General features: G+C 59.4%; 16 protein-coding genes. 9 read left to right on the top strand and 7 right to left on the bottom strand.

What is annotated here, in order from left to right; all coding sequences use genetic code 11:
* Window positions 1-7: 7 nt before the first annotated feature.
* From nuoI to FDY93_RS02055, 7 genes are all read left to right on the top strand, one after another.
* On the top strand, window positions 8-523 hold the full coding sequence (gene nuoI / locus FDY93_RS02085; protein ID WP_138234082.1) for an NADH-quinone oxidoreductase subunit NuoI: 516 nt from the start codon (window positions 8-10) through the stop codon (window positions 521-523).
* Window positions 524-546: 23 nt separating this feature from the next.
* The gene (nuoJ, locus tag FDY93_RS02080) at window positions 547-1,110 is read left to right on the top strand and encodes an NADH-quinone oxidoreductase subunit J (protein ID WP_138234081.1); all 564 of its coding nucleotides are present in this window, start codon (window positions 547-549) and stop codon (window positions 1,108-1,110) included.
* Window positions 1,107-1,454 (top strand): NADH-quinone oxidoreductase subunit NuoK, encoded by a 348-nt coding sequence (gene nuoK, locus FDY93_RS02075; protein ID WP_425462480.1) that lies wholly within the window; start codon window positions 1,107-1,109, stop codon window positions 1,452-1,454. The genes nuoJ and nuoK overlap by 4 nt, the downstream gene beginning before the upstream one ends.
* Window positions 1,455-1,469: 15 nt before the next feature.
* The gene (gene nuoL / locus FDY93_RS02070) at window positions 1,470-3,308 is read left to right on the top strand and encodes an NADH-quinone oxidoreductase subunit L (RefSeq protein WP_138234080.1); all 1,839 of its coding nucleotides are present in this window, start codon (window positions 1,470-1,472) and stop codon (window positions 3,306-3,308) included.
* A complete protein-coding gene (locus tag FDY93_RS02065) occupies window positions 3,305-4,882 on the top strand; it encodes a complex I subunit 4 family protein (protein WP_138234079.1) in 1,578 nt (525 codons plus the stop codon). The genes nuoL and FDY93_RS02065 overlap by 4 nt, the downstream gene beginning before the upstream one ends.
* Window positions 4,879-6,492, top strand: a complete 1,614-nt coding sequence (locus FDY93_RS02060; protein WP_171018864.1) for an NADH-quinone oxidoreductase subunit N — start codon at window positions 4,879-4,881, stop codon at window positions 6,490-6,492. The genes FDY93_RS02065 and FDY93_RS02060 overlap by 4 nt, the downstream gene beginning before the upstream one ends.
* Window positions 6,493-6,580: 88 nt before the next feature.
* A complete protein-coding gene (locus tag FDY93_RS02055; protein ID WP_138234077.1) occupies window positions 6,581-7,039 on the top strand; it encodes a hypothetical protein in 459 nt (152 codons plus the stop codon).
* A 92-nt stretch (window positions 7,040-7,131) separates the two neighbouring features.
* Here the strand turns inward: FDY93_RS02055 and FDY93_RS02050 are convergent, their stop codons facing one another.
* The 7 genes from FDY93_RS02050 to FDY93_RS02020 all read right to left on the bottom strand — a co-directional run bounded on the left by FDY93_RS02050 (window position 7,132) and on the right by FDY93_RS02020 (window position 17,014).
* Window positions 7,132-9,123 (bottom strand): TonB-dependent receptor, encoded by a 1,992-nt coding sequence (locus FDY93_RS02050; RefSeq protein WP_246068424.1) that lies wholly within the window; start codon window positions 9,121-9,123, stop codon window positions 7,132-7,134.
* A 161-nt stretch (window positions 9,124-9,284) separates the two neighbouring features.
* On the bottom strand, window positions 9,285-10,292 hold the full coding sequence (locus FDY93_RS02045) for an alpha-L-glutamate ligase-like protein (RefSeq protein WP_138234076.1): 1,008 nt from the start codon (window positions 10,290-10,292) through the stop codon (window positions 9,285-9,287).
* A complete protein-coding gene (locus tag FDY93_RS02040; RefSeq protein ID WP_138234075.1) occupies window positions 10,292-11,824 on the bottom strand; it encodes an inactive transglutaminase family protein in 1,533 nt (510 codons plus the stop codon). The genes FDY93_RS02045 and FDY93_RS02040 overlap by 1 nt, the downstream gene beginning before the upstream one ends.
* Before the next feature lie 143 nt (window positions 11,825-11,967).
* Window positions 11,968-12,591 (bottom strand): ATP-dependent zinc protease family protein, encoded by a 624-nt coding sequence (locus FDY93_RS02035; RefSeq protein WP_166216909.1) that lies wholly within the window; start codon window positions 12,589-12,591, stop codon window positions 11,968-11,970.
* A gap of 388 nt (window positions 12,592-12,979) precedes the next feature.
* On the bottom strand, window positions 12,980-13,306 hold the full coding sequence (locus tag FDY93_RS02030; protein WP_138234073.1) for a YqcC family protein: 327 nt from the start codon (window positions 13,304-13,306) through the stop codon (window positions 12,980-12,982).
* Window positions 13,307-13,333: 27 nt separating this feature from the next.
* Window positions 13,334-15,493, bottom strand: a complete 2,160-nt coding sequence (gene dinG, locus FDY93_RS02025; protein ID WP_138234072.1) for an ATP-dependent DNA helicase DinG — start codon at window positions 15,491-15,493, stop codon at window positions 13,334-13,336.
* A 345-nt stretch (window positions 15,494-15,838) separates the two neighbouring features.
* The gene (locus tag FDY93_RS02020) at window positions 15,839-17,014 is read right to left on the bottom strand and encodes a 1-acyl-sn-glycerol-3-phosphate acyltransferase (protein ID WP_138234071.1); all 1,176 of its coding nucleotides are present in this window, start codon (window positions 17,012-17,014) and stop codon (window positions 15,839-15,841) included.
* Window positions 17,015-17,394: 380 nt separating this feature from the next.
* Between FDY93_RS02020 and nhaC the strand changes: the two genes are divergently transcribed.
* Both nhaC and FDY93_RS02010 read left to right on the top strand, forming a co-directional pair.
* Window positions 17,395-18,891: a Na+/H+ antiporter NhaC gene (nhaC, locus tag FDY93_RS02015; protein WP_138234070.1), complete on the top strand. Its 1,497-nt coding sequence runs from the start codon at window positions 17,395-17,397 to the stop codon at window positions 18,889-18,891.
* Window positions 18,891-19,976, top strand: a complete 1,086-nt coding sequence (locus FDY93_RS02010) for a DUF3549 family protein (protein ID WP_246068423.1) — start codon at window positions 18,891-18,893, stop codon at window positions 19,974-19,976. The genes nhaC and FDY93_RS02010 overlap by 1 nt, the downstream gene beginning before the upstream one ends.
* Window positions 19,977-20,855 lie beyond the last annotated feature (879 nt).

Genomic DNA, 20,855 nt, shown 5'->3' with positions numbered 1-20,855 from the left:
AATAGAAATGATCAGTATTCTTCGCAGCCTGTGGCTGGTCTTCCGTCATTTGTTTACGCGTCGGGTCACGGTGGAGTATCCGGAGGAAATGCCGTATCTGGCGCCGCGCTACCGCGGGCGTATTGTGCTGACCCGCGATCCGGACGGTGACGAGCGCTGCGTCGCCTGCAATCTCTGTGCGGTTGCCTGCCCACCGGACTGCATTTCCCTGCAAAAAATGGAGGATGCCGATGGCCGCTGGCGGCCGGAATTTTTTCGCATCAATTTCTCCCGCTGCATCATGTGCGGCCTGTGCGAGGACGCCTGCCCCACCTACGCCATACAGCTGACACCGGATTTTGAAATGTGCGAATACGATCGCCAGAACATGGTGTACGAAAAAGAAGACCTGCTGATCAATGGCCCCGGAAAATACCACGAATACAGTTTTTACCGGCATGCCGGCAAAACAGTATCGGGGAAAGCAAAGGGCGAGGCGGCAGGCGAAGCAAAGCCGGTGAATGTCAAAAGCCTCAACCTTTAAACACAGCTCAAAGGTGCGGCCAGATGGAACTTGTGTCTTTTTATATTTCCGCATTGATTGCACTGATGGCCAGTCTGCTCGCGGTCATCAGCAGAAACGCGGTGCACGCCTTGTTGATGCTGATTGTGTCACTGCTGGCCGTCGCGTGTATTTTTTATCAGATCGGCGCGCCCCTGGCGGCGGCGCTACAGGTCATCGTCTATGCCGGCGCCATTCTGGTGCTGATGGTCTTCGTGATCATGATGCTGAACCAGGGCAAGGCCGCCGTCGATCAGGAAACCCAGTGGCTGGCCAGGGAAAACTGGTTGGCCCCGGCGTCACTGGCCGGTGCGCTGCTGGTGATGATGCTGTATTTGCTCTGGGATTCTGCTAGCCGCGGGGCTGCTGCCCGGTCGGTATCCGCCGCCGAGGTGGGACTCGCCATGTACAGTAAATATCTGCTGGTCGTGGAGCTTGCCTCCTTCGTATTGCTGGCGGGCCTGGTCGGCGCATTTCATCTGGCCCGGCGGCACACTGCGGATAGCGCGGCAAGCACAAATAACGCGGCAAGCACAGAGAGCGTGAAAAGTGCGCGGGGTGTCCGGTGAATGCGCAAGCAATCGCGGCACAGTCTGCAGAATCCCTGCAGCAGATTCCCTTGAGCCATGGCCTGGCACTCGCCGCGGCGCTGTTCTGTGTCGGCGCGGTGGGCATGCTGATCCGGCGCAATATCCTGTTCACGCTGATGAGCCTGGAAATCTGCACCAACGCCGTGGCACTGGCATTCGTCGCCGCCGGCGCCCACTGGGGCAATCCGGACGGCCAGGTGATGTATGTCTTTGTAGTTACCCTCGCTGCCGCGGAGGTGGCAATTGCTCTCGCGCTGGTACTGCTGTTCTACCGCCGCCACCACACCCTGGACATCGATCAGCTGGCCGCCATGAGAGACTGAAATGCAGGAACCTTCATGTCCGCACTGACCGTACTCATCGCAGGGTTTCCGCTGCTCGGTTTCCTGTGCCTGGCATGCGCGCCACTGCTGATTCGCCGGCCGCTGTCAGAAAGCGCGAGCGCAATCATCGGGGTGGGTTCTGTGGCCTTGTCCGCGGTGGCGTGGGCGATACTCGCAACACACCATGCTTCCCCGGCTTATGTCCATTTGTGGCAATGGGTCTCGCTGCCGCCACTGCGCGTCGACTTTGCGCTGTATGTGGATGCGCTGACCATCACCATGCTCGGCGTGATCACCGGCGTGGGCTTGCTGATCCACCTGTTCGCCGCGGGTTACATGCGCGGCGATGACGGCTATCGGCGTTTCTTCGCCTACCTGAACCTGTTTGTCGGCGCCATGGCGCTGTTGGTCATGGCCGACAATCTGGTGCTGCTCTATCTGGGCTGGGAACTGGTGGGGCTGTGCAGCTTCCTGCTGATCGGATTCTGGTACCGGAATCCGGAAAATGCCCGCGCCGCCGGCAAAGCGTTTCTGATGACCCGTATCGGCGATACCGCGCTGTTGATCGGCATCATCGCCCTCTTCTGGCAAACCAATACGCTGGGCATCCAGGCCGCGATGGCCGCACTGCAAGACCCCGGCCACAATGACCGGATGCTGGCGATCTGTGCACTCTTGCTGCTTGCCGGTGCGGTGGGGAAATCCGCGCAGATTCCGTTGCAGACCTGGTTGCCGGATGCCATGGCCGGCCCCACACCGGTAAGCGCGCTGATCCACGCTGCCACCATGGTTACCGCCGGGGTGTATCTGATCGCGCGCTGCCACGCGCTGTTTCAAAGCTCGGCGATGGCCATGCAGACCGTGGCGATTATTGGCACCGCCACGTTACTGGTGGCCGGAAGCAGCGCACTGGTGCAGACCGACATCAAGCGTGTGCTCGCCTATTCGACCATCAGCCAACTGGGATACATGTTCGCGGCGCTCGGTGCCGGCGCTTTTTCCGCCGCCATCTTTCACCTGGTCACCCACGCATTCTTCAAGGCACTGCTGTTTCTGGCGGCGGGTGCGACTATCCTGCGCGTACGCCACAAGCAGTCCCTCGATGCCATGGGCGGTCTGGCGCGCAGACTGCCGTTCCTGTGTGCCTGTTTCGGTGTCGGCTGCGCCAATCTGGCGGCACTGCCACTGACCGCGGGATATTTCAGCAAGGAACACCTGCTGCTGGCCATCTGGCACAACCAGCCGCCGTGGCTGTGGTGGTGCGCACTCATTGGCGCGGCAATAACGGGCATGTACAGCTTCCGTATTTTCTATCGGATTTTTTTCGGGCCCGTAAAAGCCAACGATATTTCGCGATTGCCGCCAGCGGCGACGCGCTGGCAGATGGGCGTGCCGCTTGTTGCACTGGGCCTGCTGGCACTGGCTGGTGGCTGGATCGCACCGCCGCTGGAGAGCATTTTCGTTGATGCGCATGCCGAGCCAGCATCACTTGTGGTTGGCATTGCCGGCACGCTTGCGACCCTGTTGGGTATCGCCCTCTGCTGGTGGTTTCTGGCGCGGCGTCCCGGGTCGCAAGCACTTGGACTGTGTCGGGAATTCTTACGGCAAGGCTGGGGATTCGATGCGTTGTATCAACGGCTTTTTGTGCGTCCGGTTTTGTGGATCAGTCGCGTCAATCGCGGCGACATCGTCACCCAGATCTATCGCGGTATCAGCGCACTCAGCCTCGGCGCCAACCAGTTCCTGTCACGCGCGCAGAATGGGACCTTGCGCTGGTATATGGCGACACTGCTCGCCGCCACCTTGCTGTTACTGCTTGTGGTCCACGCACTTGCCAGGGTGTCGGGCCCGTGACGCTGCTGTGGCTTTTGGCTCTGTTGATTCTGGGGGGCGGACTTTCCTGGGCGGGTGAGAATCTACGGCGCGGCTGCGGCCATTGGATCGCGCTCACTGTACTCGCGATCGCAATCCTCCTGCTGGGCCGCTACCTGCCGCAGGCACTGGATGTTCTGGCCGCGGAACCTAAGCCACAGACACTGTGGTGGGATCACATCCGTGTGCCCTGGATACCGCGATTCGGTATTTCGTTTACCCTCGCCATCGACGGCCTCGGATTCCTGATGCTGGCACTCACGTTACTGTGTGGACTTTTCGGGCTGGTGATGACCTGGCGAGAGATTCGCCGACGGACCGGCTGCTATCTCGCCAATTATCTGTGGACACTTGCCGGCGTGGTCGGTGTTTTCTGTGCCCAGGACCTGTTCCTGTTCTTCTGCTTCTGGGAAACCATGCTGGTTCCCATGTTGTTACTGATCGCCATCTGGGGGCACGAGCAGCGTACCCGTGCGGCCATCCAGTTTTTCATCTTCACCCAGGCCAGCAGCCTGCTGCTGCTGGCCGCCATCGTTGGCAGCACCCTCGTGCATTACCAGATGTCGGGAAGCGTCAGTTTTTCGCCGCAGCAACTCACGGCAACACTCCACACGCAATTTGCGGAAACCCCCTACGCCTATTGGCTGATGCTGGGCTTTTTTATTGCATTTGCGGTAAAGCTACCGGCGATCCTCGTTCATACCTGGCTGCCGGACGCGCATACCCAGGCGCCGACGGCAGGCAGTGTGCTGCTCGCCGCTATTCTGCTGAAAACCGGCGCCTACGGGCTCATTCGCTTTACCCTGCCATTGTTTCCCGCGGCCAGCACCGCGTTCTCGCCCGTAGCCATGGCGCTGGGTGTGGCGGGCATTCTCTATGGCGCGCTGATGGCATTCTCGCAAACCGACATCAAACGCCTGATTGCCTATTCCAGCGTCAGCCACATGGGCTTTGTGTTACTCGGCATTTACGCACTCAACAGCATCGCGCTGCAGGGCGCGGTGGCGCAGATGGTTGCCCACGGGCTCAGCACGGCGGCGCTGTTCGGTATTGCCGGCAGCCTGCAGCATCGCCTGCACAGCCGCGACATCAATGACGTGCGCGGCATCTGGCAAACGATGCCCGCGCTCGCCGCCGTGTTCCTGTTTTTTATTGTGGCCGCGATGGGATTGCCGGGACTGGCGAATTTCGTTGGCGAATCACTGGTATTGATCGGCACCTATGCGCGGTTTCCGTGGTTCAGCGCGCTGGCAGCTGTAGGCCTGATCGGCGCTGCAATCTATGGTCTGAAACTGGTGGTGCGTGTGCTGTTCGGTCCGCCACCGGCGGTCCGGGAAGCCAGCGACGCGACAATGGGGTCTTCAGGGTTAATGGATCTCAGGCGTCGCGAGCTGTTTGCCCTGCTGCTGCCGTTGCTATTGCTGGTATGGATTGGCCTGTATCCACAGCCGCTGCTGCGCCAGTCCGCGGGCTGGAGCAACCTGCTGGCCACCTACTTCACAGCACCTGCTGCGGATGGCGACAAGGCCGCATCCTTACAAGGAGCCGCGCCGTGAGCCTGCGCGACTTCATCGCCCTGTCACCACTGCTGATCGTTGCCACCGGCGCCCTGGTCCTGCTGTTGCAACTGGCATTTGTACGCAGCCACAGGGCGGCGTTCGCCACATTCCTGCTGACGCTTGCGGCCGCCAGTGTCGACGGCTGGATCCGATTGCCCGCAGTGGAGCAGGCGACGGCAGTTACCACGCTGCTGCGCGTGGACCGCTTCAGCCTGTTTTTCTGCCTGCTGTTTTTCTTCACCTCTGCGGTCTGCGGGGGGCTGGGGTACCGGTATCTGCGCGCCCGACTGACCGGCAATCGCGGGACTTCCACAACGCTCTCCTCTTGCCCGTCTAGCTCGTCTTGCGGTGAATTCTATTTTTTTGTGCTGTTGGCAACACTGGGGGCCTGCACGCTGGTCTCCAGCCAGCACTTCGCCAGCTTTTTTCTGGCACTGGAACTCATCAGCCTGTCTCTCTACCCGCTACTCGCCTTTCCGGTGCCATTGGCAAAGTGGGGGGCGGGGCGCGATGTATCCAATCGCGAAGCGGCGCTGTCGCTGGAATCCGGCATCAAATACCTGATCACTTCTGCCCTGGCGACGGCGCTCGCGCTGTTTGGTATCGCATTGATGTATGCCGCAACGGGCAATCTACAGTTCTCCTCCATGGATTTTTCCCGCGGCGAATCTGCGCTTCTTATCGGCGGTTTTGCGCTGCTGTTGGCCGGAGTCGCGTTCAAACTCTCGCTGGTTCCGTTTCACGTCTGGACCGCGGATGTTTACGAGGGCGCGCCGACACCAGTAACTGCATTTATTGCAACACTGGGGAAAACGGCATTACTGGCCATCCTGTTGCGCCTGTTCAGCGAATTCTCCGTGCATATTCTGGAAACATCGGTGGCGATGATTTCCCTGCTGGCGGTTGCCAGCATGCTCGGCGGCAATCTGCTGGCCCTGCGCCAGCGGAATGTAAAGAGACTGCTGGCCTACAGTGCCATTGCCCATATGGGGTATTTTCTGGTGGTCTACCTGGTGATTGATCGGGGCATTGCCCGGGAGGCGACGATCTACTATCTGGTTGCCTACACGGTAACGACGCTGTGCGCATTTTCCGCCGTGAGCCTCATCGACGACGCGGCACTTAGCGATGTGTCGAACCCACAAGTCACAACTGGCGACGACCGCAATCCTTTTCAACAGTCCTTCTATCGGGGCCTGTTCTGGCGCTCGCCCACCCTGTCGCTGTGCCTTGCAGCCGCCCTGCTCTCTCTGGCAGGAATCCCGTTCACCGTAGGCTTTATCGGCAAGTTCTATCTGATTACTGCGGCCCTGGATGGGCAATTATGGGGGCTGCTTGGTGCTTTGATTGTTGGCAGTGCACTGGGACTTTTTTACTACTTGCGCCTGTTGCTGACACTGGTGGAAGCCCCGCCAATCGCGTCAGGCCAGACCGCAGGAGTGAGGGTGGTTGTCGATCAACCACATACCTCTGCTGAACCTGCCGCGCGGAACAATCCACTGCTTATCTCGCGCTCCGGCCTTGGTCTACTGTTGCTACTGACCGCACTGTTGTTGATTTTTGGCATTTATCCGCAGATGTTGATCAACGGTATTAACGCACTGTGAGCACGCAGTCACCCCCGGCAAACCCGGAATCTCCGCCCCGGGGTTTTCAGAAAACTATAATCCTATTGTTAACCAGACAGGCGTAGCGATGAAAACATTCAAACAGGCGCACGAAGTGCTCAGGGATGCCCAGAAATTTCATCTGGATATGGCAGGGATATATCGGAATCTTCTAAGCAAAACCGACGACAAGCGCACCCAGTTGCTCCTCAAGCACCTGCACGAGCACGAGCTGCGCATGGCCAATAATCTGAAAGATTACGGTGCGGTCGCCCAGCATAAGGTCATGCAGACCTGGCTGCAGTACACTCAGGAAGAATCCGCAAGTCACCTGGTGGACAGTCTCCACTTGAGTGAAAAACCCAGCATTGAGGAAATCAACGGCCTCGGGCAGGAAATTGACCAATACTTTTCCAAGCTCTATGACTCGGTCTATGAAAGTATCGAATCAGAAGAGGTCAAAGAGGTGTTCAAGAATCTGAAGCAGATCCAGGACAAGGAGAGAATTGCGCTCTCCAAAGCAACGAACTCCCTGTGGGATATGTAACTTGCCTGTGGGCCAGGTAAAGTCATAAAAGGTAGCCAGACGATCTCGCGTGGGGCTTCGCTGCGGCGAAATCCCTTACCGCCGGGCGAGCCTCAAAACCTGAAGTGAACGTCCCCAAACACGCTTCTCGGATCGCCGATAAAATACCGGTCGCCCCCCGCCAGACTCGAATAATCCGCGCGCTCCGCGTAGTCCACATTCGCCAGGTTATTCACCCGCAATCCCAGATGGATTCGCGGTGTAGCCCGATGCCGCAACCGCAGATGCAGCAGGTCGTGGCCGCGGTAACGGTGGGCATTTTCGATATCGGTGTAGTAGCGGCCCATGGACTGGAACTGCAGTTCAATCCGGGTTTGTTCCTGCGGATGCCACTCCAGCGTCAGGCCGTGCATATTGCGCGGTGCAGTGTCGATGTCGTTGCCGCGGGTTTCAATCAGCGCGTCACTACCGGGTTCGCTGACGTTGTTGGTGTAGAGGTGGCGGGCATAGGTTCCAGCCAAAGTTAGTGCCCACTGCGGGGCGAGCGCCCACTGCAACTCGTATTCCACGCCGTAATGCCGGGTGTTTCCGTCACTCAGGTTCAGGCGCTCGGACGACTGGAAAATCACATCGGACTTTTCCATGAAAAAGCCGGTCAGGCTGAAACGTGAGTATTCACTTTGCTTCACAAGGCCCAGCTCAACACTGTCGATGGATTCAGCATCCAGATCCGCGACAGTCTGCCCGCTCTGCAATCGGTACAATTCCGCCGCCTGCGGAGCGCGGAAACCGTGCGCGAGGCGCAGGCTGGTGGACAGGGTTTTGTCCACTTCGTGAATCAGGCCTGCATTAAAGGAGAAATTGGAAAACCGGTCCCTGCGGTCCTCCGGGCGGCTGTAGCGGCAACCCGGTGCACCGGTATATCCATTGATGCACAGACTGCCATCCTCCGCGGTATCGCCGGCCCGCATGTGATTGTCGTAATCGTAGCGCAGGGATTCCCAGCGGCTGCCGAACATGAACCGACTGCGCTCCGCAAGCTGCCATTCCAGGCTGGAGAATGCCGCAAAGACCTGGGCGATCACGTCGTAATCGTAATGACGCCCAGCGGGAAAGGAGGAAAAACCACCGGCCTGGGTCTGCCGCAGCCAGCCATTGGTCCGCTCCAGGTCAACACCGCTCAGCAGACTCACACGCTCATTCAGCGCGCGATCATAGGAGGTCTGGACACCCACGCCCCGTTGGCCGTTTTCCTCAAGCGGCGTGCCCGGCAGGAAATGCATCAGAAACGTCATGTCGGTGTAGCGGGCATAAGGGGTGATCTGCCAGTGATCGCCACCGGAGGTGGTGTACTCAAGGCGCGACTGTATGCGTGCGGACCGGCTATCGCGGAAGGCTTCCGGGTTCGGGTTTTCGCGTTTGCGACCGGCGTCTTTGTAGGCATCCAGTCCGCTGACGTAGCCGGCGGTTTCCTGATTGAGATTGCTGAGGTTTAACAGCGTACGCGCATTCCATTGTTGCCCGCGGTAATCGTGGCGGGCGCTGAACTGCTGCTGGTCGTAACCGGAATCGGTTTTATAACCACCGTCGCGGCTGCCAGTGAATCCGACTCGGATGCCGCTGCGCCCAACGGTGTCGCTGAAGCCTGTGAAGATACGGCGGTAGTCATTGGCACCGTGTTCAATACTGAGTGTTCGCTCACCACGGTCTGCGGGGGCGGCGCTCAGCAGACGGATGACACCGTGCTGGGCATCGGAGCCGTACAGCACGCTGGCGGGTCCACGCAGTACCTGTACGCTGCCCGCCTGGGAAAGTGGCAGATCAGACAGCTGATTGACGTTGCAGAATCCGGTACCGCGCACTGGAATATCCCCTTCCAGTACCGCGAAAGCACCGCAACTGCCGGCGCCGCTCAGTACCGGTGAACGGATCGCGGTGAGGTGTTCCTGACCGTTACCGCGGCTGATCCAGATACCGGGAAGACCGTTGAGCAATTCGGACGGGTGAGTGGGCGCTCGCTGTACGATGACGCTCGCAGTAAGCGCGGACAGTGCTGTTTCGTCCGCAGTTGCGGCTTTGTGTGTCGGCGTGCCGGTTACCTCCACCGACTCCACCCCAATTGCCGGAACTTGCCGGCGGGTTTCCTGCGAGGTGCTTGAAAAGGCAGGGAGTGATAATGCACTGGAAAATAAACCCGAAATCGCGCCAAACCAGCACAGGGTTGCCGACTGCTTGGCGATGCTCCGCCGCCGCTTCCGATAAATCTTCACAGTGTGGTGGGCGCGGCGAAGTAGTCCATGGAATAGTTGACGCGCTCCTCCACGTTTTTTTCCAGCTGCTCCAGGGTCATCGATTCGATATGTTCCAGGCGGGTGCGCAGGCCGATGCCGTTGGCAATCTGGATAGCGAGGCCGGGGCGCGCATTGGCTTCCAGCAACAGCGGACCGCGCTTGCGGTCGAGCACAATATCGCAGCCCAAATAACCGAGACCCGTCATTTCATAACAGCTCGCGGCCAGGCTGACGAGATCCTTCCAGCCCGGCACTTCAAGATCTGAAAACGGCATTTGGGTATCAGGGTGAATATCCACCCGCAAACCGCGCTGCACCGCATGGGAGGCCTTGCCGGTGGCGAGATCAATACCCACCCCCACAGCGCCCTGGTGCAGATTGGCTTTGCCATCGGAGTCGTGGGTGGAACAGCGCAGCATGGCCATCACCGGAAAGCCGCGAAACACGATAACGCGAATATCCGGCACACCCTCGAAGGAGTATTTGTCGAATACCGGATCGAAGTCCACCAGTGCCTCGATCATGACCCGGTCCGGTTTACCGCCGAGACTATACAGGCCGCTGTGGATGTTGCTGATATGGCGCTGGATATCCAGGGCAGTCACTTTGCTGCCGGAGGGTTTGACATAGTCTTCACCGTCGCGCCCGACAATCACCAGAATACCCTTGCCACCGGAGCCGCGCGCCGGCTTGATCACGAACTGCTGCAGCGGCTCGATCACCTGCATAATACGTTTGCGGGTAGGTTGGGTTTCAAACGCGGCGATCAGGTCCGGCACCGGAATGCGATAGCGGCGCGCAGCGCGCTTGGTGTTGAGTTTGTCGTCGACAATCGGGTATTTATCGCGGTCGTTATAGCGGGCGATGTAACGCACATTGCGCGCGTTCATGCCCAGCACCCCGAGCTTACGCAATCTGAACGGCGACACCAGGCCGCCGCGAAAAAATGGCGGTATCCGCAAAGCGGGCAATCGGAATTGCATCAGCGCACCAGCTGGCGGAAGCGCGCCAGTTCACCCAGGCGGTAACCGGTGTAGTTACCGATGATCATCACCAAGGCGAGCAGTACCAGCAGCAGCTCCGGGAAATTGAAGGTCCAGTGCTCGACGTAGCGGTTGGTCATCACCCACCACGCGAGCACCGCCACCAGGAGGCTGCCACCGGCCTGTATCACCACTTCGTAGGGGCCGTCCTCTTCCCACAGGATGGACATGCGTTCGATCGTCCAGGCGAGAATGATCATCGGGAAGAAGGTCACCGTCAGTGCCTGCTCAATGCCGAGTTTGAAACTGACCACACTGATGGCGCCCATCAATATCACCACCGTGATCACCACCGCGGCGATCCTCGCCACAAGCAGCAGATTGAGCCGGCTGAGATAGAAGCGCACCCACAGGCCGAGAATCAGAATCAGCACGAAGATGGACAAACCGGTGATCAGCTGGGTTTCGATAAAGGCGATGGCGAGCAGCACCGGCATGAAGGTACCGGATGTGCGCAGGCCGACGAAAACCCGCAGCAACACCACCACCAGAGCGCCCACCGGCACCAGCAGGATCAGTTTGAAGATACTCTGCTGCTCAATGGGCAGACTGTAGATGGAGAAATCCACCAGCGCTTCTTTTTCCTGGCTGGTGCTGAGCATGGCGACATCCCGCGCAGGCACGTCATTGGAAATCACTGAGAAGGTCACGCCGGAGTTGCGCCCACCTTCCACGTCCAGCAGGCTCTTGCCGCCGCGCTGCCAGATGAAAAAGTTCTTCGGGACTCCGGGGGCGCCACTGGTAGGTTCGAACACCACCCAGCGCTCGCCATCGTAGATTTCCAACAGTTCTTCCGGGTCGAGACGGCGGCGGTCATCTTCAAGATACAGCCCGCGAATCCGGTGCGCCGGGATATCCGCCGCCGCCAGCACCAACAACGCGACATCCACAAAGTTGCTGTCTTTGTAGTAGCCAAAAATCAGGTTGCGGTCCTGGTTGCGGGTGTCCGCCAGCGCCAGCAGCAGCTCGGAGGTAAAGGTGGAAACATCGGATGAGCGCGCGCGGCCGGCCTCCACCAGAGAGTAAATCGCCTGGCGCACCGCTTCCTGCTCGCGCGCGCCCAGCAGCGGCTTCTCTACTTCGGTACTGAGATCCAGGGACTGCTCCAGCGCAGCACCCGGTGTCTGGTGGACATCCAGCTGATAGAACAGCGACTGCGGGCCGGATGCCTGCCGCTTGGACCAAACCGCACGGTGCTCATCGTCTTCGTGAATGATGTTGAAGCCGTAACCGGAAGAGCTGAACGTTTCTCCCAGCACGGCCATATTGCGCTGTGAGCGCGGCAGCGTGAGTGCGGCCTTGACCGGCCCGCCGTCGGCATCAAATCCGACTTTGGCCTCGATGGTCCACACGGTGCGGTATTCACCGGGCAACAGAGGAAAACCCAGTGCGAAGTGTTTGTAGATGGTGAGACCGGCGCCCAGCACGGTGAGCAGCGCGGCGAGAATATAGACCTGAGCCCGTGGCGACATTCGCCATTCCCCGATTGTTGTTGGATGCAGCAAGTGTACTGTGCCGTTAAACGCGCAGCAGTACACTAATGGCCGCGTATTCTTGCCGAGTACCAGTACTTGCGCCAGTACTCCGCCCACATTTTCGGGCAATAAAAAAAGATTTACTTACTCACTGATGGAGCTGTCGGCTGCCCTTGCACCTGCTTGCGGCTCACATCCACAACCGCAGCATCTTTGAGAAAGTTGCGTCCCACCAGCAATGGGAATTCAAACTCGCCACCCTCAACCAGATTCACTTCCACCATATGCGTGACCTCGCCCACCGTCAGACTCATATCGACGATGGGGCGGCGCTGCCGGTCAAAGCCAGGGCGCGCAACGCGCACGTGGCGCTTGATAGGGAGCTCGATCTGCTGTGGCTCACCTTCGGTGCCATCCGCCAGGCTGAAGCGCACCCACTCGCTGCCATCACGCTCAAACCGGGTCAGCTCCTGTACATTGAGGGCGCAGGTGGCAGCACCGGTATCCACCAGCGCCTTCAGGCGAACACCACCCGGTTCAACAGTAAAGACCTCTTCTGAGCCCAGTACCAGTTTGCCCTTAGCGACCGGCACTTCGATCACGCGCTCCAGCTTGCGCTCGACAACCCGCTCGACCACCTGCACCTCGGGCTCGGCACACACGACGGCCTCGACGGAGGGGCAGAGGCTGGGATCAAAGGAAGCGGGCGTCGGCGACGGCGGCACTTCCTCCGCCGCGGGCTCGGGAGTGGCATTAGGAGCCAAGACCTCACAACCAGTCAGCAGTTGCGCGACCAATAAATAGGAAAATATGGGTAAAAACCGCATCTGTTTATTACTACCTTAGGGGCGGGGCGACCGGCCCTGAGCTTGTTATCGGGCATTTATCCTGGCGGCATGAAATCCGGGCCGTCCGTGGAACCCGTTTTTTGCAAACTGCGCATACTACCGTATCCACTTTGTCTCTGCATCGCGACTGCGACGCAGAGCACATTTCTGGCGGACAACTGCCGCTAACCGACCGGAATCGGTGAAGGATAGTCTCCGGCAATGTGCGAGACGAGATGGTACCAACTGGTCACAATCATTCAAGCGCCAATTCCCGGCATCCAAAGACGGTTGGCAACAAACAACCGGGACCGGGTCGCAGCGATCACCCCTTTGCCAAGCGGGCATCTATCTCTTCCAGCTTGCGGGTAAGCCCCGCCACTTTGAGATCGCTGCCACGAAAAAATTCCTCCGCCATGGGGGCAATACCGCACGCCTGCGGCAGTGGCGTTTCCACTTCCACCATCTGGCTCATACGCGGTAGAAAAACGAACTGCAACCACTGCGGCAGCGTCAGCGTATCCACACAGAAGGGTTCGGTACTCGCCAGCGCCGACGCCGAGGGCGGCTCGGGTTCCCACAGATCCAGTCGGCGAAGCTCAGCTTCGAGTTCCAGCATCAGCGTCGCAATATCGGAGTAGATCGACTTCATAAAACTACGTTATAAAACTACGTTGGTTCAGTTTATCGCGCGCCTGAACGGCGGCAGGGAATCCAGCATGGCGCGCCCATAGCGTTTGGTAACGATGCGCCGGTCCAACAGGGTAATGGTGCCGCTGTCCCGCTCCGTGCGCAGCAGCCGGCCGCAGGCCTGCACTAGTTTCAGGGCTGCGTCGGGCACCGTGATCTGCATAAATGCATTACCGCCCTTGGCCTCTATCCACTCCGCCAACGCTGCCTCAATAGGGTCATCCGGTACCGCAAAGGGTAATTTCGCGATGACCACATGGCGACAATAATCCCCCGGCAGGTCCAGGCCCTCGGCGAAACTGGCGAGTCCGAACAGCACGCTGTGACCACCGCTGTCGACGCTCTTCTTGTGACTGTCGAGCAGTTGCTGTCGCGACTGCTGGCCCTGCATCAGGATGCGGTTGCGCCAGGTACCGGGCAGCGATTCGTACACGGTTTCCATCTGCCGGCGGGAGGCGAACAGCACCAGTGAGCCACCTGGCCCCTCAAGCAGGTCCGGCAGAGCCTCGATCACCGCGTCGGTGTGCAGGTCGGCGTTGTTCGCCTCCACCGCGTCTTTCGGCACCCGCAGCTCGGCGCGGGAGAAATCAAACGGGCTGGGGACGATTTCGTAACTGGCGTTGTCCGGGGTACCGGCGCGCATCTTCAGGCGGTCGAAGCGCCCGAGCGCGGTGAGGGTCGCGGAGGTCAGCACCGCGCCGTAACAGCGGCGCCACAGGCTGAATTCCAGGGTCTTGCCGGCGAGAATTGGCGAGCTGCACACCTCAAAATCAAACGAACCGCCCCACTCTACCAGGGTTACCCAGCGCGCCTGGGGCACGGCGCCCTCATCAATACGGGAATAGTTTGCCCACAATTCCAGGTTCGCCTCGGCGCGGCCGTGCCAGCTGCCGAGCACCGGATACCAGCGCTCCAGATCGACAATCGGCACCGGGCTGTGGGCGTCTTCCATCATGCGCTGGGCGGACTGCACCATTTTGCTGAGCAGGCCCTCGATCTCGTCGAAATCCTCCCGCAGCTGCTCCGCCAGGTGCATCAGGGATTCCGGAACCACGCCGCCCTCAAAGCGGTGGCGGGCGCTGCGGCCGGCAAAAGCACCACTGTTCTTACCGCGCTCTTCCTCGAACTCGCACAGATCTTCCAACAGCGGCCAGGCCATCTCCATTTTCTGTTTGGCGGCGGTGAACAACGCCGGCAGCTCTTCCCCGGCGCGCTCCAGCTCCCCGCCATCACCGATATCACCAAGCAGTTGACCGAGGTTTTTGTTCGCCTGGTCCAGCCAGCCGGTGGTGGCGCCCACGCGGCTGTGGTGGGCGAAATGGTTCAATGCCTTGTCCGGCAGATGGTGCGCTTCGTCCAGCACGTAGATGGTGTCTTCCGGTGGAGGCAGGATCGCGCCGCCACCGAGGGCCAGGTCCGCCAGTAGCAGGTCGTGGTTGGCGACGATGACCCGGCTCTTGCCCAGGCTCTCGCGGGCGCGGAAGAAGCTGCAGCTGCTCACATGCGGGCAGCGACGGCCGCTGCACTGGCGGTGGTCGGTGGTGACCCGGCTCCAGTCATCGCCTTCGATGGTGTCTTTCCAGTTATCGCGGTCGCCATCCCAGCGGCCGCTGGCCAGTTCGTCGGCCATATCGCGGTAAAGCTTGATCCCCACTTCGTCCACTTGGGGTTTTTCATCTTCGTATAAGGCGAGAGAGGCGCCGACGCCGCTGGAGGTGAGTTCGGTGAGCAGCTGATCGAGTTTGGACAGGCACAGATAGCGACCGCGGCCCTTGGCCAGGGACACTTCAAACTTGAGGCCGGAGTGGCGGATAAGTTCGGGCAGATCCTTGTTGATGATCTGTTCCTGCAGGGCCACCGTGGCGGTGGAAACCACGAGGGTTTTGTCGTGGGCGATGGCCATGGGGATGGCGGCGAGCAGGTAAGAGACGGTCTTGCCGGTGCCGGTGCCCGCTTCCACCACGCAGATATGCTCGCCGTCGGTCTTGCCGTGATCCCGCTCGCCGGCGCCGTTGCGCTGGATGCCACCGAGGGTACGGGCGATGGCTGCGATCATCAGCTTCTGACCATAGCGAGCCTTGAGCTCGCGCCCGTTCAGGAACTGACGGTAGGCATTCTGGATGGATTCTTTGTCTTTTTCGCTGAGCACTGGGGACCGACGGAATAATCTGCAGTAGTGGTTAAATCAGCCGCGCATTATCCACGGTTGCTCAGGGTTTAGCCAACCTGGATTCTTTTGGCCCTGGAAAGTCCGGTGGCGGCAAAGCACTGGGTATCCGTTTTCGGAACCGCTGTGAATACATCCCTGTACGCTGCGTCGGCGACGTCCATGTCGCCGACGCTTCCGAAAACGGATACCCAGCACTTTGCCTTCTCATCAAGTACTGAGCCAACTGGATTGCCCGGAAGGAAGATCGCTAACAAGATACTGCCCAGCACTTCGCCGCCACAAGACCAGCTTCAGAAGTCGAAAAAGGAACGAGGCTCAGAATAATTACTGCTCAAACGCCAATCGGGAGACCACCGGATTGGCATAGGCCTGAATGGCCTTGTCCCGCCAGCGCTCGTCAATCGCCGCCATGCGCTGCTCGAACTGCTCGCGGATGGCCTGGTGCTCGTCCGGATGCCAGGGTTTGGCGGGGTAGCCAACCGGCAGATCCGGCGCTACGCCGTAGATCATCTGGTAGGCGATCAGATTGGTCGGGTGCAGTACATAGTTGCCGATGATCTGGCGGTCGATCTCGTCCGCCAGCGCAGCGACATCGTTAAAATCGCCCTCGATCGGGGTACCGAACGCCGCGTGAATGTGGCCCTTCTTGCCTACCACACCTTTGCCAATGCTGCCCAGATCCTCGTGGGCCTCTTTCTGATACTCGTCCTGGTGCTCCTTGATATAGAGCTCGCGCGCTTTGTAGCGGTCGCAGGGGTCCCACTCGTAGGAAATCGACAGCGGCACAATGTGCAGCTCGCGCCAGAAATCCGCAAACGACTGCTCTTTCGGCTTAGCCATCGCAAACATCGCCGCCAGCGCGGGGTTAGTGCGGTCGAGCCCGTCTTTGGCGCGGCCCGCGCGCTGGGCAATCCACACATGCTCGTTGTCATTCACGATAGAGTGATGGATGTAGCGGGAAAGGGTGGTGGCCGCGTTCAGCTTCTCGCGGCGGCTGCCGGAGCTGCGCTTCACCACGAAGCACTTGTTGAGTTTCATCATGTCCGTCGCAAACTGCTTGGACAGCAGGTTGTCGCCGATGGCGATGCGCGAGGTCTCGTGGCCCTCCTTGAACATGGCGAGAATGGCCAGTGCCGGGTCCATGGCGATATCGCGATGGTTGCTGACGAACAGGCAGGCGCGGTTCCTGGGCAGTGTATCCAGCCCGGAGATGGTGAGTCCGCAACTGGTGCGGTTGACCGCTTTTTCCAGATAGCGGGCGATCACCTCTTGCACCCCCCGCAGGTTGTTCGCCTTGCGGAACTCAAAGCGCACAAACTGGCGCACCAGCCATGCCAACGGCCGCTCTAATTTACTGGCGGCGCCGGGCAACAGGAAATGCGCCACCACCCGGGACATTTCGGGGTCTTCGACCAATCGCCGCAGCACCGGCCGCACCTCATCGTCCCGGTACGGGCGGATATCATCGAATTGACTCAGATCCAGATTTCTCGCATTCATGAAAATTTTCTACCTGCCAACTGCAGCGCGTCCCCCCGGGATTCTGCGCTCTGGCTCGTTCTTATTGTGGCCCAACCCCGGTAACACAAGGCGGGCCGGCCAAAACCGGCGCAGAACATACCGGATGCCGAAGAGAACTGCCAGTGCCGCGGCGGACCCGGCGGTACAACAGCGCTACACCGGAATCGGCGCGCACTGAGCCACCGGGCAACACCGGACGCCGGTTGGGCCCTATGGACATATGCTGGTCCCGCCCCGAGAATAGGGCGTTTTGCGCCTATAACAAGATACAGACAACAGAAAACTTCCCGGCGACCCGGCCACAAGCGGGGTTTCGCAGCGGGTAGCTGATGCTGTTTGTCTGTGATAAGGAGAACCCCTTGAATCCGAGCAGCTCCAGCAAAACCAGTGAGTCTCACCGCAAACCCAGCCTGCTGGATGCATTGACCCCCCTACTGATCCTTATCGCCTTGCTTTCCCTGTCGGTATTTTTCTACGGTGCCGATTCCTCCTACGGACCCAACCAGATTGCCCTGCTGCTGTGCGCCGGCGTCGCGGCGCTGGTGGGTATGAAAAATGGGTTTACCTGGAAGGAAATGGAAGGCGGCATGCTGCATGGCATGAGCCTGGTGTTTGGTGCGATCCTGATTCTGCTGGCAGTCGGCGCATTGATCGGCAGCTGGATTCTGGCTGGCACTGTACCGTCGATGATCTATTACGGCGTACAAATGTTGTCACCCCAGTGGTTCTACGCCGCCAGCTGCCTCATCTGCGCCGTGGTCGGCCTCAGCATCGGTTCCAGCTGGACCACCGCAGGTACGCTGGGTGTTGCGCTGATGGGCATTGCCGCAGCCCTGGGGCTGAACCCGGCTATCACCGCCGGTGCGGTCATTTCCGGCGCCTATTTCGGGGACAAGATGTCCCCCCTGTCCGACACCACCAACGTGGCCGCGGCGGTGACCTCCAACGACCTGTTTCTGCATATCCGCCATATGCTGTGGACCACCATCCCCGCATTTGTCATGGCCATCACTATCTTTGCGGTTATCGGCCTCAGCGCCGATACCGGTAGCGCTTCCGCCCAAGATATCCAGTTGCTGCTGAATGCGCTGCGGGAGGAATTCAGCATTTCCATCGTCAGCCTGCTGCCACTGGCGCTGCTGCTGTTTATGGCGTGGCGCAAAATTCCGGCGTACCCCACGCTGATCATTGGCGCCTTGGTGGGCTGCATGATTGCAATAGTTTTCGAGCCCAACGCCACCCGCCAGCTGGCAGGTGGCGAAGGCGCCCTGAGCCTGCTGAAAGGCGCATGGCACAGTCTGTTCGATGGCTACAAATCCACGTCCAGCAATGAGGCCGTTGCCTCGCTGTTGTCAAAGGGTGGCATGAGCAGCATGCTCAATACCATCTGGCTGATTATTTCCGCCATGGCCTTTGGCGGCGTGATGGAGCGCGCCGGCTTCCTCGAATGCATCGTCAACTGGGCGCTGTCCGGCGTAAAAACCGTAGGCGGGCTCATCACCTCCACGGTGCTTACCTGCTTTGGCATGAACGCCGCCGCAGGCGACCAGTACATGGCCATCATCATTCCCGGACGCATGTTTCGCGATGCCTTCACCGACAAAGGACTGCATCGCTTGAACCTGTCCCGCACGCTTGAGGACTCCGGCACCATCACCTCGGTGCTGATACCGTGGAATACCTGCGGCGCGTATATGAGTGCCACTCTGGGTGTCGCCACCTTCACCTATGCACCCTTCGCACTGTTCAATATTCTTTGTCCGCTGCTGGCCATTGCCTATGGTTGGTTGCACTTCAAGCAAATGCCGCTTGGCAAAGAGAATACGCTACCGCTCGCCGAAGAAGTCCACAGCTGATGCCGAATTCGTCTTCAAACCCACTGCCCACCTCGTTGAGCGAGCTGATCGCCGCCGCGGATTTCAACCTGCGCTGGTTCGATATGGGTCGCAGAGTGCGACTCATCGGTAAAAAAAACGCGGAAGACTTTGAGGCGGGCATCGCGCCCTGGCCATACCCCTACCTGCGGCAGGCCTGGTGTGGATTACTGCTGTGGCCGAAAGGGAATAACGCCGAGAGCGGGCAGGAAGATGCCGGCGCACCAGTAGTATGGTTTCTTCGCCTGCCACTGGACGAACAGGGAAAACTCCTGCTGCCGGTTCGCGATCGCTTCCTCAAGCAATTGCAGCAGGCGCTCTACAGCAATCAAGCGGGCGATCTGCACAAAAATCTCCAGCGCTCATTGGACGACAGCGGTCTGATGTTTGCTCCCCCGGCGGAAAAGCGCGCGGTGTTCCACGCAAAATCCGCTCGTCTGCTCGGCCGGGAAGCCAGCGACCACTTCCCGGCCGCGCGAGCCTACGCCAAAGATCCAGCTTCTTTTCCCTGGGAACAGCTGGCCCTTCAGGGGCTTGCCGACCTCGCCGTGCGCTGGGAAGAGGAAAAGGCGCAACTGGTGAAAACGCTCCCGCGCTTCGCCACCCCGGCATTGATCTCCCTTTGCCAATGCCTGGAAAGTGAAGCGATCGACCACCAGATCGCCGAGCCGCTGATCCAACGCGCAGAGCAATCGCTGGCGAGCAACACCCCAGATTTCACCCTGGTTACCGCGGTAGTGCGGGGACTGTCCCACAGCGTCGCCTCGGGTATGCGCCAACAGTTCCTGTTGCGGCTGCTACTGGGTGATGCGGGCGCGCACGGCGACGTGCTGGCAGCGGTCGGCAGCCGCTGCATAGATGATCTGCAACAGCCGGAACTCGCCAGCACCTGGCTTGAAAGGCTGAGCACCAACCAGCCGCAGCAAACCTTCAATCTGTTGCTGACAGATCTGCTGTTTCTGCCGCCGGTGCGCAACGTGTTGCTGGGCATACTGCGCAACCCGGAGCGTCCGGAGTCCGTCGCCCGCGCGTTCGGTGCGTTTCTACAACCCTCCGGAAAGCATTAACCCGAGAATAAAATATTGCCGGGTTAATACTTTCCGGAAGGTCCGTGCACTGGCAATCTCCCGGCCTGACTGTCTACCATCCTTATCTGGCGTGCGCAGAAAAAATATACGCGCAATTCATCTGCCGAAATGGTCGCCACTCGGAACGAGCGATGCCGAATATCTGACGCGAATTCCCGCGGGAATTTAGCGCAACGCAAAAAAATAAAAAAATTTTCGCTTTACTCAAAAAAAACCTTCCGCGCCCCGCAATGATTGACAGTGCGATTTGGCGGAATAACCCGCTGTTTATCGCCTACTGATACGACAAACTGGCAGCTGTTTTATCCTGAATTCAACGGTGGCGGCTATTTTTACCGCGCGCCTATTACACTCCATTGGGCGGTATGTTTGTAGAAAAGATTTTTACAAAGCACACCAAACAGGTGACGTTTTATTGTCTATGCTATTGACTAACATCAACGGAAAGGAGTTAGGGGATGAATTTCACTCCAGCCAAGTACTTAACCGGAATTATTTGTGCACTGGTTCTCGCAGGTTGCTGTGCACCGGCTCCGATGCCGGCCGCCTGCCCTCCGGGCTCTGAACAGATTCCGACTTCAATGGCCTGTCCTGCGGACGCGGATTGCTGGATGGCATCCGACAACGTTCGTTGCATGAAGGTGGTCAAGTAACCACCAACATACAGGAACATGCAAATGCCGCTTCTCGGAGCGGCATTTTGCATTTCCACCCCCGCCCAGTTGTGGTCCGTCCAAATGCATCAGGCAGACGATCCGACGGGCACAACCTATCTCCGCCCACTTCACCGCTCAAACTGAACCGCCAAAGCCCTGCGCTTTAAATCATCCATGGTATCCGCGCCACCAGCGTGCACCG

Origin of the sequence: Microbulbifer harenosus, from assembly GCF_005771435.1 — a bacterium.
In the GTDB taxonomy this organism is placed as follows: domain Bacteria; phylum Pseudomonadota; class Gammaproteobacteria; order Pseudomonadales; family Cellvibrionaceae; genus Microbulbifer; species Microbulbifer harenosus.
This window is presented reverse-complemented; position numbering and strand designations above follow the sequence as displayed.